Raw genomic sequence first — 15,299 nt, forward strand, 5'->3', positions numbered from 1 at the left:
CAAAGAGAAGGCTTGCAGGTCCTTGTTGAGTGTGGTAAATTGCTCTTTGCTCTATAATTATGAATGTAGAAAATGGAGGGATTTTAGATGAAAAAGGATATACATCCAAAATACGATGTTTGCAAAGTAAGTTGTGCCTGCGGCAATACCTTTGATACGAGGTCCACTAAATCGGAAATCCGCGTATCGGTTTGCAGCAATTGTCACCCCTTTTACACCGGAAAGAGGGGCTTTCTGGTGACAGAAGCAGGACAGCTCGAAAAGTTCCGCAAGAAATATGCAGGAACGGATTACGTACAGTCGAACGATGGAGAGTAGCGTAAGGGTTAAACTGCTTACCTTCACGCCCACGCCCGACGATGTTGTCGCTGCAGCAGCGAGACTTTGTTACAGTCCGTCCACGGCCGAAGATTTAGTGGTTGAATTTAGAGAGGGAAAGAGGCAGAGCGGTCTTTTTATCAGGAAGTTGATAAATTCTGGTCATCTTTCACCGCTTGAACATGCCTCTTTTACCTTTGCCGTCGACGGCATCAGCAGGGCTTGCTCGCATCAGCTAGTGCGTCATCGCATAGCAAGTTACAGTCAGCAAAGTCAAAGATATGTCTCGATGGATGAAGCAAGGTATATCCTTCCGGATTCCGTGAAAGTTGATGCTCGGGCACTATCGATTTTCAAAGAAGCTATTCGCTATGCCCATGAAGCCTACAAATCCTTGGTAGAGTCGGGTATTCCTCTGGAGGATGCGCGGTATCTCCTGCCCAATGCTTGGGAGACGAGGATAGTTGTCACTATGAACGCCAGGGAATTGCATCATTTCTTCAGTCTCAGGCTGTGTAAGAGAGCTCAATGGGAGATACGCAGGCTTGCGAAGTTGATGTTGACAGAGGTCAGAGGGGTCGCAGGGGGGATATTCGACATCGCCGGTCCGAGTTGCATTACAAAGGGCAAGTGCGAGGAGGTCAATCCCTGCGGAGAACCATATGGCAGTATGGAAGAATTGCTAAATTAAGAGAGGCTCTTCCCTTCAAGGGGAGGTGATGATATAGGTGGATAATTTGAACGAAAAATTGGATGATTTGGAACGGAAATACCAAGAGCTGGAGACGAAGTTAAGCGATCCCGATGTCATCTCCAATCCGGCAATGTTACAGCGCCTGGCGAAGGAACATTCTGAAATGTCAAAGGTCGTGGAAAAATACAGGGAGTACAGACAAGCTCAAAAGAGGTTGGAAGAGGCGCTCGCCTTGACCGAAGAGGATGACGAAGACCTGAGAGAGCTCGCCAGAGAAGAGGCAAATCAGCTCAAAGATACCGTAGAAGAGCTCGAAAAGGAGCTGGCCCTTCTTCTCTTGCCCAAGGATCCGAACGACGAAAGAAGCGTGATTGTGGAGATAAGAGCCGGTGCCGGAGGCGAGGAGGCAGCCCTTTTTGCAGCCGATCTTTACAGGATGTATGTACGTTATGCCGAACGAAAGGGGTGGAAAGTAGAACTTTTGACGGCCAACGAGACTGGCATTGGCGGCTATAAAGAAATTGTCTTCAGGGTCGAAGGGCAAGGTGCGTATAGCGTATTGAAGTATGAAAGCGGAGTCCATCGCGTCCAACGCGTCCCCGTTACGGAAGCAAGTGGGCGTATACACACTTCCACTGCCACTGTTGCTGTATTGCCCGAGCCCGATGAGGTCGACGTGGAGATTCGTCCGGATGACCTTAAGATAGATACCTTCAGAGCCAGCGGAGCAGGTGGGCAATATGTGAACATGACCGATTCGGCCGTAAGGATAACCCATATCCCTACGGGCATCGTAGTTACCTGCCAGGACGAAAGATCGCAGCTTAAGAACAGGGCCAAGGCGATGCAACTGTTGAGGGCAAAATTATACGACGTGGAGATTCGCCGACAGCAGGAGGAAATGGCATCGGAGCGCAGGGGTCAAATAGGCAGCGGTGACCGTTCCGAAAGGATTCGCACCTATAACTTTCCGCAAAATCGCGTCACCGATCACAGGATTGGTTTGACTCTTTACAACCTGGACGAAATTTTGGATGGCGATTTGGATGAGTTGTTATACGCGCTGGCCACGGCCGACCAAATGGAAAAATTAAAGCTCTTGGGAGCGTAGGACCTGTTGATTCTCTCTCAAGCAAGGGAGTATGTGATTGACAGATTAAAACAAGCGGGTATTTCCGGGCCGTCGGTAGAGAGCGATTTGCTATTATGTAAGGTGTTGGGCTGCGATAGATCGTGGTTGATAGCCCATAAAGAACGGCCAATATTCGACTACGAATTGCAATATTTAAATGCTCTCTTGGAAAGAAGATGCAATAAGGAGCCTTTGGCTTATATATTTAACGAAGCTCAATTTTACGGCAGAAATTTTTATGTCGGCGAGGGCGTTTTGGTGCCCAGGCCAGAAACGGAATCGTTGGTCGAGATCGTCCTTTCGTTGGTGGATGAAGGGATTGTAGTCGACTGGGGAACAGGAAGCGGATGTATCGTGATTTCGCTGTTGCTTGAAAACCCAAAGTTTAGAGGGATAGCGTTGGACGTAAACCCAAAGGCACTGTATTGGGCATGGAAAAACGTCGACAAATACGACTTGTTCGACCGATTGATCTTGTGGCATGAGAGCGGGAAATTGCCGGCTCAATTCGCAAAATCGGGTGTCGATGCCGTAGTGAGCAATCCCCCTTACATACCGACGAATCTCGTTGACACTTTAATGTCTGAAGTTAAATGTTTCGAGCCGATTTCGGCCCTCGATGGAGGCAATGACGGGACGTTGTGGTACCGTTTTCTTTTTGAAAAGGCGTCTTTGTGGTTGAAAGAAGGGGGCTGGCTTATCGTAGAAACCGGCGGTTGGAAGGAGAAGGAGATCCTGTCTTTGGCGCCGGCCCGCTTTAGCCTCTGTGAGATGAAGAAATTAAGCGGAGGGGTCTGCGTTATAGCCTGGAGGCTTAGCGGTAAAAAATCTTTTTAGCGCAGATTGGATAAATTAGGGAGGTGTTGTCGTGGAGAAGCGCGAATTGGTGATCGTTGGCGGGGGGCCCGCCGGACTTACTGCTGCCATATACGGCAGAAGGGCAGGGCTTGACGTGTTAGTCCTTGAAAAGGGAATGGCAGGAGGTCAGATCACAATTACTGCCGAGATAGAGAATTGGCCGGGGATACCCATGATAAGCGGAGAAGAGCTGGCCAGGGCTTTCAGGGAGCATGCGGAGAAATTCTCTCCCGAATTCAGGGAGGCCGAAGTCAAGAAAGTATCCATAGAGGCCGGCAAAAAAGTCGTCGCAACCGACAAGGGGGATATAGAGGCCGAAGCAGTTATAATAGCCACAGGCGCCAGCTTCAGAAAGCTCGGGTGTCCCGGCGAGGCGGAATTCACCGGAAGAGGTGTCAGCTACTGTGCCGTATGCGATGGTGCCTTTTTCGAGGATCAGGTTATCGCAGTGGTCGGAGGAGGCAATACTGCCGTAGAAGAGGCAGACTATCTGACCCGATTTGCCTCTAAGGTGTACATAATACATCGTCGTGATTCCTTCCGTGCCGATAGAGCCGTCGTAGAAAAGGCCATGGCCAACCCGAAAATAGAGCCTGTATGGAACTCGGTCGTAGAAAAAATAAAGGGAACGGATATGGTCGAGGGCATCGTATTGAAAAATGTCAAGACGGGGGAGACGAGCGAACTGCCGGTTGCCGGTATATTCGTCTTCGTTGGGATGAATCCGAACAGCGATTTTGTGAAAGGCCTGGTAGAGACCAAGGACGGCGGATGGATCGTAACCAATGAAATGCTGGAGACCTCCGTGGAGGGAATATTTGCCGCCGGCGACGTTCGCGATAAGTTCCTCAGGCAGGTAGTAACAGCTGCAGGTGACGGGGCCACAGCAGCAATGGCTGCATATTCCTACATTTCAGAGCAGCTTCACCTGCAGAAAGTATTGTTTGAGCCTGAAAGGGTTGTCTCTCTGTTTTATTCAAGCATAGATCAGGAGCAGATAAAGCTGGCCAATGAAGTTGAGAAAAAATACGCCAAAAAAGTTTTGCTCATAGACGGTTATAAAAATAAAAGGATGTGCGAAAAACTTGGCATAGTCGACCTGCCGCAGGTCGTAGTATTAAACAAGGGCTCTTTGGTTAAATCTAAAGCGATAAATGACGCTCAAGCGATAGAGGGGTTGCTTTAGCTTCTCTACCCTAATGTGCCGGGCCTATCTTTGCAGGTGGGCCCTTTATTTTTAATTTTATTGAAGAAGGGGGAGAGGTTTTGGACAAAACAATCGTCACCGTTACCATGAATCCTGCTGTAGATATTCAATACGTCGTTCCCGATTTCAGACCCGGAAGATGGTTCAGGGCTTCCGAGGTGGACAGGTCAGCCGGAGGAAAGGGTATAAATGTATCAATAATATTGCAGCAGTTGGGATACGAAAGCGCAGCAATGGGGTTTCTGGCCGGCTTTTCTGGAGAATATATAAGGGATACATTGAGGCGCTTGAAACTGACCACAAACTTCGTAAACGTAATAGGCGAATCCAGAACGGACGTGTATATCGTCGATGAAGTTGGACATATCGAGACAGGTGTGGCAGAGGCAGGACCTTATATCTCTGACGAGGCATTGCATAGATTCATGAAAAATTTCGACCGCATACTCAGTCGTGCCCGTTTGGTTTATTTGGGAGGATCCCTCCCTCCCGGAGTTCCTCAGGATGCTTACAAGGACCTGATCCTGCGTTGCAAGGAAGCGAAGGTACCTGTATTTGTGGATGCTTTCGGTCCGGCCTTGACTGCTGCTTTAGAGGGTGTGCCTAGGGTCGTTAAATTCGATCACCGATTTTTGTTTTCCACCCTCGGCTACCCTATGGGCGACCTTGACGATGTGCTTGAATTGGTATCCAAAATACACGACAGTGGCGTGGAGTGGTCAGTTACAACCTATCGAGCCGTAGGCAATATTTTTTATACGCCCGAGGGAATCTATTTGGTAGACATAGAGAGGGAAGAGAAGGAACAGATGGTGTCCCTTCTTGCGATAGGCGATGCCCTTATGGCGGGATTAATGGTGGCCCTTTTGGAAAACATGGATGTAGAAAAAGCAATTCGTTTTGCCCAGGCATGCAGTCTAGAGGATACCCTTCACGTCAAAAAGGGAATTCGAGGCAGAGATATGGTGGAGTCGCTGATGCCAAAGATATTGGTCGAAAAGCTCGATTAAAGAGGTGTTTCTCATGTTGGTTGGCGATCTTATGGATAGGGATTTGACGTCGCTTGGAGAGGACGCTACATTAATGGAAGCGATAGAGGTCTTGTCAAGGCACAGAATTCCAGGACTTCCTATTGTAGATGCCGAGGGACGCGTGGTCGGTTTTTTAAGCGAAAAGGATATAGTTAGGGCTGCTTTGCCAGGTTATATCGACTTGCTGGAAGATCCCTCTTACGTTCCTGACATGGGACAATTCAAGGTAAGAATGAAAAGAGCCAGCATGGATTCGGTTGGAAGGCATATGACTAAGGAAGTCGTGTGCCTTAGTACGAATGACAGCGATTTTCATGCAGCCTTGATCATGATAAAGAAAAACTTAAAACGTGCTCCCGTCGTTAAAGAAGGCATTTTGGTCGGGGTCGTGAACAGAGCAGATATTATTGAGCACTTAATGAGCGAGTGAGCCATGCCTAAAATATTATTCGTATGTTCCGGCAACACCTGCAGAAGTCCCATGGCGGAGGCCTTGATGAAAAAGGCCTTAGATATGAGAGGTATAGAGGGGTGGCAGGTGTCGTCGGCAGGCCTTATGGCCATGCCGGGCAATTCTGCGAGCGAGAACGCAAAGAGAGCTCTTATGGAAGATTTCGGTATCGACATCGGGAGCCACCGCTCAAAGCCCGTAGACCTTTCCCTCATGGCCGATCATGATTATGTAATTGCCTTGACTTTGAGGCATCTTCAATGGCTTGCGTCTAAGTACGGCCAATATAAAAATAAAATTTATTTCATAGGGTCTTTTGTCTCAAGGGATGTCGATAATGCAGTAAAAGAATACCTGTCGGCGACTGACCCATATTCTACATATTACATGAGATTATACGAGGACAAAATCAGATCCTATGAAGTTGAGGACCCTTACGGTCGCGAAATAGGTGAATACAAAAGGGTTGCTCGGCAGCTGTGGGATTATTGTTGCAAAATTGCGGATCTCATAGAAAAACACCTCTTACCCCCAAGACCTTAGAAGGCAGTATTAATTTTAATAGGCAAAATGGCCGATTACAATCTATAGGGGGTGCTGGAGAATGTTGCCGAGCGGGAACGAAGCGCAAATAACTTATAGGGTAAACCAGATTCAAACTGCCAGCAGAGAACAACTGCTTCTAATTACTTATGATATAGGCATAGGTGCGATTAAAGTTGCTAAAGAGGCGCTCAGAGATGGAAATAACGAAGTTGCAAACAGGGAGTTGCAGAGGGCACAGGCGGTCATAAGGGAACTTATGAGCGCACTCGATGTGAGTGCGGGAGAATGGGCGACGGCATTGATGAGTCTCTATGAATTTATGTATGAACAACTGGTTAAAGCTAACGTGGAAAAGGACCCCAACATCATGGACAGCGTAAGGTCTATGCTCGAGGAATTGCGTGCCCTTTGGCAGGAGGCTATGGAAAAAAGCCGCGTAGAAAGCCTCGCCCAAGGCGAAGCGCGTCGTGGCGAAGTCAGACCGCAAGGGGGTCTTGATTTTGCAGGTTAACGTTGACGATATACTGAATTTGGCAAAAAAAGAGAAGGGGCTTTACGAAAATTTGCTGGCCCTGGTGGAAGAGGAGATGAAATACGCTCGCGAAGGAAACGCCTCAGCCCTTATGGATGTCCTGAGAAGAAAACAAGAAATTATATCCCGCCAGGAGATATTGTTGGAGAGGTGGGAAGAGCTGGCATCTGCAATGGGCGTTAAGTCTTCAAGAGAAACGGTAGAGTTTTGGGATATCTTGTCGTCGAAGTTGGGCGAAAAAGGTTACCAGGAGGTTATAGGAGCCGTTATAGAGATCAGGGAAAAAGCTGCCGAGACATTGCGGAAGGAGACGGAAGTTCAGAAGGAACTTGAAGCCCATTTGGAGAAATTGAGGTCAAATTTGTTAAAATTAAACGACGGGATGCGAGCCTTTAAGGCTTATACCAAATAAACCTAATTGTTTTTAGTCGGGAAGTGATCAGAGTCTGAAAAAACTTATCTCAGTTTTATGTCTTATATTGGTAATGATCGTTCCTGCTGATGTATGGGCTCAGGAAAGCGCTTCAAACGATAACTCCAAAGAAATTTCCTTAGGTCGTAAAGTAGCAGAGGAAGTCGAAAAAAACTGGGAAAGGGTAACCGATCCTTCTATTACTGCAAGGCTAAACATGATATTTGCTAACTTTAAGCCCCATTTAGAACGTGACTTGCCCTATGAGATCAGGGCGATAAAAGATGACGTTCCCAATGCTTTTTCGCTTCCGGGCGGAATAATTTATTTCACCACGGGTATGATCGAATTGGCCGAAAGCGATGCCGAAATAGCGGGAGTCATGGCCCATGAGCTTGCCCATACCGAGAAAAGACATGTGATGATTCAAGTTGCCAGAAATCAGAAGCTCTCTCTATTGAGCCTCGGGATCATAGTTGCTACAGGAGGGCAGGCAGCAGCACTTCTGCTGACTAACGTTGCTCAAGTGGCGATAATGAATTCCTACAGCAGAGATCTGGAGGAAGAGGCCGATATGCTTGGATTAGAGCTTTTGATCAAGGCAGGTTATCACCCGTCGGCGATGATCACATTGCTTGAGCGTCTTGCCGAGGAAGAACTCAAAAGGCCTTATTTCGACCCCGGAATATATCAGAGCCATCCGAAGCTGAAGGACAGGATATCCTATTTAAAGCAAGCGATCAAATCAAAGGGATTCACCCTAAATCGCAAGGTAGTTTTGGGTTTGTTGAACGTAATGATAGAAGAAGGCCCGGAGTTATATATGTTGAGAATAGACGATGTCGAAATTTTGGAGTTGGAAAAGAGTCCAAAGTCATTGAGCCTGCTGGAGGAAATAAAAGACAGGCTCGACAGATCATTAAAGCTTGAACTGGAACCCTATGAGGTCAAAGTCGTGGATATAGATGGGGTTCCGTCTCTTTGCGTCGGACCGGAGAAAATTTTAGGCCAGCCGGATCTTCCCGCAAAAGGCCCATCCCTCGAAAAGATGCGGGACAGCATACTTGTGGCTCTGGAAAGGGCTAGGCAGAAACATACCTTTACCAATTTCGTCCGCTGAGACACGCCCTCGACCTTTTGTTGTAAAATGAAGTAAGATTTGAGGATGACAAGGAGGCCTCTCAATGTACATTTCCCTTTACAGAAAATATCGGCCCGGTCGTTTTAGCGATGTGGTCGGCCAGGAAGGTATTGTCAAAATCCTGAGGAACTCCTTAAGGTCGAAAAAAATTGGGCATGCCTTTTTGTTCTCCGGGCCCAGGGGTTGCGGCAAGACGACTGTGGCCAGGATTGTTGCCAAAGCGCTCAATTGTCCCGATGCTAGGGAAGGGGAACCTTGCGACTGTTGCGAGGTTTGCAAAACAATATCAAGGGGAGAATCCCTGGACGTAATAGAAATAGACGGAGCTTCCAACAGAGGAATCGAGGAAATACGAAATCTGAAGTCGCAGATAGGTCTTGCATCCTTCTCGTTGTCTTATAAAGTATACATAATAGATGAAGTTCACATGTTGACCGATGCTGCTTTCAACGCTCTTTTAAAAACCCTTGAGGAGCCGCCGCAGAGAGTGGTTTTCATCTTGGCCACGACGGCGCCGGAAAAGGTCCCGCTTACCATAAGGTCTCGCTGTCTTCGTTTTTATTTCAACCGACTTTCCTCTGTCGATATCGTAAACAGACTGCGTCGCGTAGCACAGGAGGAGAGCTTTGATTACGAGGAAGAGGCCCTCTGGGAGCTGGCAAGACAGGCCGACGGGTCGTTGCGCGATGCTTTGACTTTGCTTGAACAGGCACTCTCGCTGGAAGAAAAAGCCCTGACTTTAAATTCCGTCGTTCTACTTTTTGGGGGCAGCAGAAGCACTTTGGAGGATATGGTAAAGCTGATGACCCTTGATCCATCAAAAGGATATGCAAAAATGAAGGAGATTTTGAAAAGGGGTTTAACGGCCGAAAGGCTTTTTGAAATAGCCTTCTCTATCTTCAGGGACATGTGGGCCTATAAGGCCTTAGGGGATGAAGTCGTTGAAGAGTTGGAACTGTCCGAAAAGGAAAAGCGGTTTTTGGAGGAGGAGACTTCTTCCTGGGACACTTCAAATCTCTTTTCGGCAATGGAGTTGTGCGCTGATTTAAGCTTAAAGGCAAAGTTGGGCGTAAAAGATGACATCCTTGCGAGCATGTTCTTTGCGCGAACTAAAAAAATGGAGCAAGCCGTCATTTCCCTTCGCAACGATGTTCAAGAGCATGTGAAAGAACCGGAGATTGCGACAACTGAAAGCAGCAGGGATGAGGTCGATGTTCAAACAGTAAACGTTCAATGGCAAAAAATTATGAATCAATTAATTGAGGAAGCTCTTCCCATTTATTGCGCATTGATTTCTTCCAAGGTCGAGCGGGGCGAGGGAGAGGTTGTTATAGAAGTATCAGAGGAGCGAGCCTTCGATTATAATATTCTGAAGTTACACCGAAATAGAGTATATCTTTATGATTTAATATCAAGGCATATGGGCGAAATTTCGGAAATAGTCGTAAAGAGCGGAAAGGAAGAAATAAGATACTCCAAAAGGGTGCCCGATGCGGAGGATATCGCCGAAAAAGGTCAAATAGAACTTCTTCAACCCGAAGAAGACGAGGAAAAAGTCGAAGCCAAAAAGGACGAACCTCTTTCGGCCCGTGCATATAATGTTAAAGAAGATGATGCGGTTCTTAAACATATAGCTATGTTTCTTAACGGCGATGTGTTGATGTATAAGAGGATTGAAGAAGATCTAGACGAAGATGGAGGCGTTGATATTGAATAATAAATTCGTTCATCTACATGTTCACACAGAATACAGCCTCTTAGACGGCGCCATAAAAATAAAAGACCTGGTCTCCAGGGCTAAGGAATGGGATATGGGAGCCGTGGCGGTGACTGATCACGGTGTGATGTTTGGCGCCATAGAATTCTATTACGAGTGCATGAAGCAAGGTGTCAAGCCGATCATGGGGTGCGAAGTTTACGTAGATCCAAAGGGGCATACCAGACGCGAAGGGCAGGGAGGGAACTACCATCTCCTGCTCTTGGCAGAAAACGAAGAAGGTTACAGGAACCTCGTAAAGCTGGTTTCCATAGCCAACGTGGAGGGATTTTACTATAAACCGCGGGTCGATTATGACTTGCTGTCGAAATATTCCAAGGGGTTGATCGCATCTTCGGCATGTCTTGCCGGAGAGGTTCCCTCTTTGATCTTGAGCGGCAGATACGACGAGGCGAAGGAAAAAGCCCTGCTTTATCGCGATATATTTGGCGAGGGGAATTTTTACCTAGAGATTATGTCCAACGGTCTGTCGGAGCAGGCGGTAGCCAACAAGCACGTAATAGAGCTCGCCAGAAAGGCTAACATTCCTCTTCTTGCCACCAATGATGCTCATTATTTGGAAAGCTACGATGCAGACTGGCATGAAATATTGCTCTGCGTCCAGACCAACTCCACCGTCAATTCCAAGAACAGGTTTCAGTTCGGATCCAAGGAATTTTACTTGCGTTCACCCGTGGAAATGTGGAAGATATTTGGCGATGAGCTGTCGGATGCCCTGCATAACACTGTCGATATATCGGAAAGATGCAATGTCAAGCTTGAATTCGGCCAATACATGCTTCCCGAGTACAAAGTTCCCGAAGGCGAGACGCTGGAAAGCTATTTGGCCCTGAAGGCCCAAGAGGGATTGGCCAGGAGGTTCGGCGGTAGGGAAATACCGCAAGAGTACATAAAACGAATGGAATATGAGTTGGGCGTTATTAAACAAATGGGGTTTGCCGGATACTTTCTGATAGTCCAGGATTTCATAAATGCAGCCAAAGAAAGGGGTATACCTGTGGGGCCGGGCAGAGGGTCCGCTGCCGGTTCTTTGGTGGCCTATGCCTTGAGAATAACTGAGATCGATCCTATTACATACAATCTGCTTTTCGAACGTTTTTTGAATCCCGAAAGGATAAGCATGCCCGATATTGATACGGACATTTCCGATAAGCGGCGTGATGAAGTGATCGATTACGTGGTGGAAAAGTACGGTAGAGATAAAGTAGCCCAGATAATAACTTTCGATAGGATGAAAAGCAGGGCGGCCGTGCGGGACGTAGGTAGAGCTTTGGATATGCCCTATCCTGATGTGGACAAAGTGGCCAAGTTGATACCCTTCAATGTCTCCTCTATAGAGGAAGCGTTAGAGTTATCCCACGAATTGAAGGCGTTATATGACGGCAACAGAGAGGTCAAACAGTTGTTGGATTACGCAAGTCACATCGAGGGTATCGCCCGCCATTGCTCACAGCATGCCGCCGGGGTGGTCATATCGCCCGAACCTCTGGTTAATATCGTTCCTTTGAAAGCCATCAACGGTACCCAAATAGTGACGCAGTATCCCATGGAGCCCCTTGAAAAACTTGGGTTGGTAAAGATGGACTTTTTGGGCTTGAGAACTCTCTCCATGATAGAAGAGACTTTGAAGAATATAGCGAAAAACGGCAAAAAGGTCCCCGATCTGACACAACTGCCCATGGACGACAGAGCAACCTTCGAGATGTTGCAGAGGGGCGATACCATGGGCGTCTTCCAGCTTGAATCTTCCGGGATGAGACAGCTTCTCAAAAAACTTTGCCCCGATTCGTTCCAGGATATCATCGCAGTTCTGGCCCTTTATAGACCCGGACCCTTGGGCAGCGGAATGGTGGATCAGTATATCGAAAGGAAGCACGGGAGGTCCCCCATAAGCTATCCCCATCCTGCGTTGGAAGAGGCCCTGAAAGAAACGTACGGAATTATTTTATATCAGGAGCAGGTTATGCAGATTGCCGCTAGATTAGCGGGTTATACCCTGGGGCAAGCCGATATACTGCGTAGGGCAATGGGAAAGAAAAAGGTCGAAGAGATGGAAGAACAAAGACAGGTATTTGTCAAAGGCTGCCTTGAAAATGCCGTAAGTGCAGAACAGGCCAACGAAATATTTGATTTGATACAATATTTTGCCGGGTATGGTTTCAATAAGTCTCACAGCGCTGCCTATGCGATGATAAGCTATCAAACGGCGTACCTTAAAGCTCACTACCCCGTTGAATTTTTGGCCGCCTTTCTTTCAAGTCACATAGGCGCAAAAAAAGAAATCCTTGCTCGTTACGTTAGGGAAGTAAGGAGTGACGGCATTGAAGTCCTTCCTCCCGATGTGAACGAATCCGAAGCCGGTTTTACGGCCGTGGGCGATGTTGTAAGATTTGGGTTGACCGCCGTCGCCAAGGCCGGCTCCGGGGCCGTGGAGGCCATACTGAAGGCGAGAAAGGAAGGAGGCCCCTATAAATCTTTGTGGGATTTCGTTTCGAGGATAGATCTGAGGGCGGTGAACAAATCAGTTATAGAGAGCCTTATAGGTGTGGGTGCCTTCGATGGATTGCACAGCAATCGCCGCCAGATACTGGAATCCCTTCCCGTGTTACTGGAGGCGCGTGCCCGCTTAGACGAGGATAAGTTTCAGCAGCGCCTCTTCAGTCTCGATGGGAACGATTCTTTAGATGTAGAGCCGGCGTTGGTGGATATCGAGGACTTCGAGTTTCACGAGAAGCTCGAGCTTGAGAAAGATGCTGTGGGACTCTATATTTCGGGGCATCCCTTCGAGGCCTACGAAGAAAGGGTACGAAAATATGCATATTGTACCCCTTCCGAACTCATCCATTGGTGTTCTCCTCAGGCGAAACCCTTGGTCGGAGGCATCGTAACAGATGTAGCCGAGAAATATACCAAAAAGGGCGATCTCATGGGGATTGTGGGAGTAGAAGACCTGGATGCCAAGCTGGAAGTGGTGTGCTTTCCAAGAATGTGGGGTAAAGTAAAGGCCTTTTGTCAGGCGGGCACCGTAATTTTGGTGTCGGGGCGTCTCGAGGAAAGAGGAGGGGGGTTGACCATGATCGCCGAGGACGTTGTTCCTTTAGAAGTTGCCGAGAGAGAAAAAGGTCAAATTTTTAGGCTTCGCATTCCCTTCCACCTTTGCGACGAGACGGTCCTAAGGAATTTGATCAGAACTTGCAAGAGCTATCCCGGAAAAGACCAAGTTCTTGTGGAGGTCTATAATGACCGATTTTCGGCCTTCATCTTATTGAACGATACCCGCGTAACTGTAAGCGAAGAGCTTAAAGGAAAAATAGAGGATATGATGGGAAGTTTCTTGGAGATCGCCGTTTAACCCCTACAGGGATTTGATTTTGTTGATCAAGAGATTGTATTTTATTTGCAAGCATATGTTTGCACCTTATAAATTTGCACTTATGGAGTGATGAGTATGAGAAAGGTTAAAATTGTATGTACTTTAGGTCCTGCCTGTGGAGATCGCGAAGTCCTCAAGCTGCTCGCCCAAGAGGGCATGGATGTGGCGAGATTTAACTTCAGTCACGGCACGTACGAACAACATGCTAAAAGTTTGGAAAATATAAGGAGTATAGAAAAAGAGCTGGGACGCCCAATAGCGACAATGCTCGATACTAAAGGTCCGGAAATCAGGACAGGCTCTCTTGCTAACCACGGGACGGTCATCCTTCATGAAGGAAATGTCTTTGTGTTGACGTCCGAACCCGTCGAAGGAGATGAATCCAGGGTATCCATAAGTCATGCAAAGCTTTTCAAGGACGTTAAACCGGGGATGAATATTTTTATAGACGATGGCACTATTACTTTAGTAGTGGAAGACATTAGAGATCATGATATCGTCTGTCGCGTGGTTGTTGGCGGAGAGTTGGGCGAACATAAGGGGATTAATGTCCCCGATGCCAATCTCTCGGTGCCGGCATTGACGGAAAAGGACATTGAAGACATAAAGTGGGGTCTTGAACATGACATGGAATACATAGCCGTCTCCTTTGTTCGCACGAGAGATGAGATCATTAGCGTAAGGCGCGTGGTAGAAGAGCTGGACGGCGACATCAAGATCATCGCCAAGATCGAAACAAAACAAGCTGTAGTTAATCTGGACGATATCATTTCCGTGGTTGACGGTATGATGGTTGCCCGAGGGGATTTGGGGGTTGAAATGCCAACTGAGGAGGTCCCCCTGGTTCAGAAAAGGATTATTGACCTTTGCAGATATCACGGCAAACCTGTAATAGTAGCTACCCAAATGCTTGATTCTATGATAAGGAATCCGAGGCCTACGAGGGCGGAAGCCAGCGACGTGGCGAACGCAGTTCTCGATGGCGCAGATGCGGTTATGTTGTCTGGTGAAACAGCAAAGGGGAAATATCCCGTTCTGGCGGTGCGGACGATGAAAAATATTGTAGAGAGGGTGGAGAAGGAGTATCGTATGTGGCAAAGGCCCGCGACGATCCCCATAAAGGCCAAGGGCGTGCCCGATGCCGTGAGTCATGCAGCAGTTTCAATTGCCGAGGAGATGAACGTAGGGGCTATACTCTCTCTTACCAGCAGCGGGAGCACGGCAAGAATGGTGAGCAAGTACAGGCCTCTTCCTCCCATTATCGCAGCCACGCCAAAGGTCAAGACCTGTCGCGAGCTCTCCCTTGTATGGGGGGTAATTCCGATGATTCAGCCCCAGATATCTACCACGGATGAAGCAGTAGAAAGGGCTTTGGCCTCGGCCAAGGAAAAAAATCTTCTGAAAGAAGGGGAATTAGCCGTAGTGACGGCAGGCGTTCCCATGGGCATTCCCGGAACGACGAACATGATAGAAGTTCGTCCTGTCAGCAAAATTTTGGTCAAGGGCTTGTCTTTGATCAAAAAGGTAGTTTCGGGAGTCGTTTGCAAAGCCCTTGATCCCGATACGGCCATTGCAACGATGAAGGACGGTTATATTTTAGTAGTGCGGCAGACTGACAAGGCATATGTACCGGCCATGAAAAAGGCTCAGGCTATCATCGCGGAGGAGGGCGGCCTCACCAGCCATGCAGCAATAGTTGCTCTAGAATTGGGCATTCCATGCATTGTCAGTGCCGCGGGTGTGACCGACATTTTAGAAAATGGCATGGTTATAACGGTAGATGGCTCACGAGGTGTAGTATATCAGGGGAATGTAAAACTTCATTAA

14 protein-coding genes are annotated in these 15,299 nt (G+C 47.7%); all 14 read left to right on the forward strand.

Annotated elements, in window-relative coordinates:
• Positions 1 to 87 precede the first annotated feature (87 nt).
• The 14 genes from rpmE (at position 88) to pyk (ending at position 15,299) form a co-directional block, all read left to right on the forward strand.
• Positions 88 to 318 (forward strand): 50S ribosomal protein L31, encoded by a 231-nt coding sequence (gene rpmE / locus BLU12_RS01185; protein ID WP_091459965.1) that lies wholly within the window; start codon positions 88 to 90, stop codon positions 316 to 318.
• Positions 308 to 1,009 carry an FAD-dependent thymidylate synthase gene (gene thyX / locus BLU12_RS01190; protein ID WP_234945352.1) on the forward strand — a complete coding sequence of 234 codons (702 nt, stop codon included), beginning with the start codon at positions 308 to 310 and terminating at the stop codon, positions 1,007 to 1,009. Before rpmE ends, thyX begins: the two co-directional genes overlap by 11 nt.
• A gap of 37 nt (positions 1,010 to 1,046) precedes the next feature.
• Entirely contained in the window at positions 1,047 to 2,123 is a 1,077-nt protein-coding gene (prfA, locus tag BLU12_RS01195) for a peptide chain release factor 1 (protein WP_057940884.1), read from the forward strand.
• Between the two features lie 6 nt (positions 2,124 to 2,129).
• Entirely contained in the window at positions 2,130 to 2,981 is an 852-nt protein-coding gene (prmC, locus tag BLU12_RS01200; RefSeq protein ID WP_091459967.1) for a peptide chain release factor N(5)-glutamine methyltransferase, read from the forward strand.
• A 31-nt stretch (positions 2,982 to 3,012) separates the two neighbouring features.
• Entirely contained in the window at positions 3,013 to 4,188 is a 1,176-nt protein-coding gene (gene trxB, locus BLU12_RS01205; protein WP_091459968.1) for a thioredoxin-disulfide reductase, read from the forward strand.
• An 80-nt stretch (positions 4,189 to 4,268) separates the two neighbouring features.
• Positions 4,269 to 5,219: a 1-phosphofructokinase family hexose kinase gene (locus tag BLU12_RS01210; RefSeq protein ID WP_262349451.1), complete on the forward strand. Its 951-nt coding sequence runs from the start codon at positions 4,269 to 4,271 to the stop codon at positions 5,217 to 5,219.
• Positions 5,220 to 5,232: 13 nt separating this feature from the next.
• On the forward strand, positions 5,233 to 5,670 hold the full coding sequence (locus tag BLU12_RS01215) for a CBS domain-containing protein (RefSeq protein ID WP_009201314.1): 438 nt from the start codon (positions 5,233 to 5,235) through the stop codon (positions 5,668 to 5,670).
• Positions 5,671 to 5,673: 3 nt separating this feature from the next.
• Complete coding sequence (locus BLU12_RS01220) at positions 5,674 to 6,234, forward strand: arsenate reductase/protein-tyrosine-phosphatase family protein (protein WP_071804909.1); 561 nt, start codon at positions 5,674 to 5,676, stop codon at positions 6,232 to 6,234.
• Between the two features lie 61 nt (positions 6,235 to 6,295).
• Positions 6,296 to 6,748: a flagellar export chaperone FliS gene (gene fliS, locus BLU12_RS01225; RefSeq protein ID WP_057940887.1), complete on the forward strand. Its 453-nt coding sequence runs from the start codon at positions 6,296 to 6,298 to the stop codon at positions 6,746 to 6,748.
• Positions 6,738 to 7,181 carry a flagellar biosynthesis protein FlgN gene (locus BLU12_RS01230; protein WP_091459970.1) on the forward strand — a complete coding sequence of 148 codons (444 nt, stop codon included), beginning with the start codon at positions 6,738 to 6,740 and terminating at the stop codon, positions 7,179 to 7,181. The genes fliS and BLU12_RS01230 overlap by 11 nt, the downstream gene beginning before the upstream one ends.
• Before the next feature lie 73 nt (positions 7,182 to 7,254).
• Complete coding sequence (locus BLU12_RS01235; protein ID WP_091460078.1) at positions 7,255 to 8,301, forward strand: M48 family metalloprotease; 1,047 nt, start codon at positions 7,255 to 7,257, stop codon at positions 8,299 to 8,301.
• Between the two features lie 64 nt (positions 8,302 to 8,365).
• A complete protein-coding gene (gene dnaX, locus BLU12_RS01240) occupies positions 8,366 to 10,039 on the forward strand; it encodes a DNA polymerase III subunit gamma/tau (RefSeq protein WP_091459971.1) in 1,674 nt (557 codons plus the stop codon).
• Positions 10,017 to 13,451 carry a DNA polymerase III subunit alpha gene (locus BLU12_RS01245; RefSeq protein ID WP_091459973.1) on the forward strand — a complete coding sequence of 1,145 codons (3,435 nt, stop codon included), beginning with the start codon at positions 10,017 to 10,019 and terminating at the stop codon, positions 13,449 to 13,451. Before dnaX ends, BLU12_RS01245 begins: the two co-directional genes overlap by 23 nt.
• 96 nt (positions 13,452 to 13,547) lie before the next feature.
• Positions 13,548 to 15,299 (forward strand): pyruvate kinase, encoded by a 1,752-nt coding sequence (gene pyk / locus BLU12_RS01250; protein WP_091459975.1) that lies wholly within the window; start codon positions 13,548 to 13,550, stop codon positions 15,297 to 15,299.

This window comes from Acetomicrobium thermoterrenum DSM 13490, assembly GCF_900107215.1.
Taxonomy (GTDB): domain Bacteria; phylum Synergistota; class Synergistia; order Synergistales; family Acetomicrobiaceae; genus Acetomicrobium; species Acetomicrobium thermoterrenum.

Excerpts from the sequence above, each read along its gene's own strand:
- fliS (WP_057940887.1), top strand. The coding sequence starts at position 6,296 with ATGTTGCCGAGCGGGAACGAAGCGCAAATAACTTATAGGGTAAACCAG.
- BLU12_RS01235 (WP_091460078.1), top strand. The coding sequence starts at position 7,255 with ATGATCGTTCCTGCTGATGTATGGGCTCAGGAAAGCGCTTCAAACGAT.
- rpmE (WP_091459965.1), top strand. The coding sequence starts at position 88 with ATGAAAAAGGATATACATCCAAAATACGATGTTTGCAAAGTAAGTTGT.
- thyX (WP_234945352.1), top strand. The coding sequence starts at position 308 with ATGGAGAGTAGCGTAAGGGTTAAACTGCTTACCTTCACGCCCACGCCC.
- BLU12_RS01220 (WP_071804909.1), top strand. The coding sequence starts at position 5,674 with ATGCCTAAAATATTATTCGTATGTTCCGGCAACACCTGCAGAAGTCCC.
- pyk (WP_091459975.1), top strand. The coding sequence starts at position 13,548 with ATGAGAAAGGTTAAAATTGTATGTACTTTAGGTCCTGCCTGTGGAGAT.
- BLU12_RS01215 (WP_009201314.1), top strand. The coding sequence starts at position 5,233 with ATGTTGGTTGGCGATCTTATGGATAGGGATTTGACGTCGCTTGGAGAG.
- dnaX (WP_091459971.1), top strand. The coding sequence starts at position 8,366 with ATGTACATTTCCCTTTACAGAAAATATCGGCCCGGTCGTTTTAGCGAT.
- BLU12_RS01245 (WP_091459973.1), top strand. The coding sequence starts at position 10,017 with ATGGAGGCGTTGATATTGAATAATAAATTCGTTCATCTACATGTTCAC.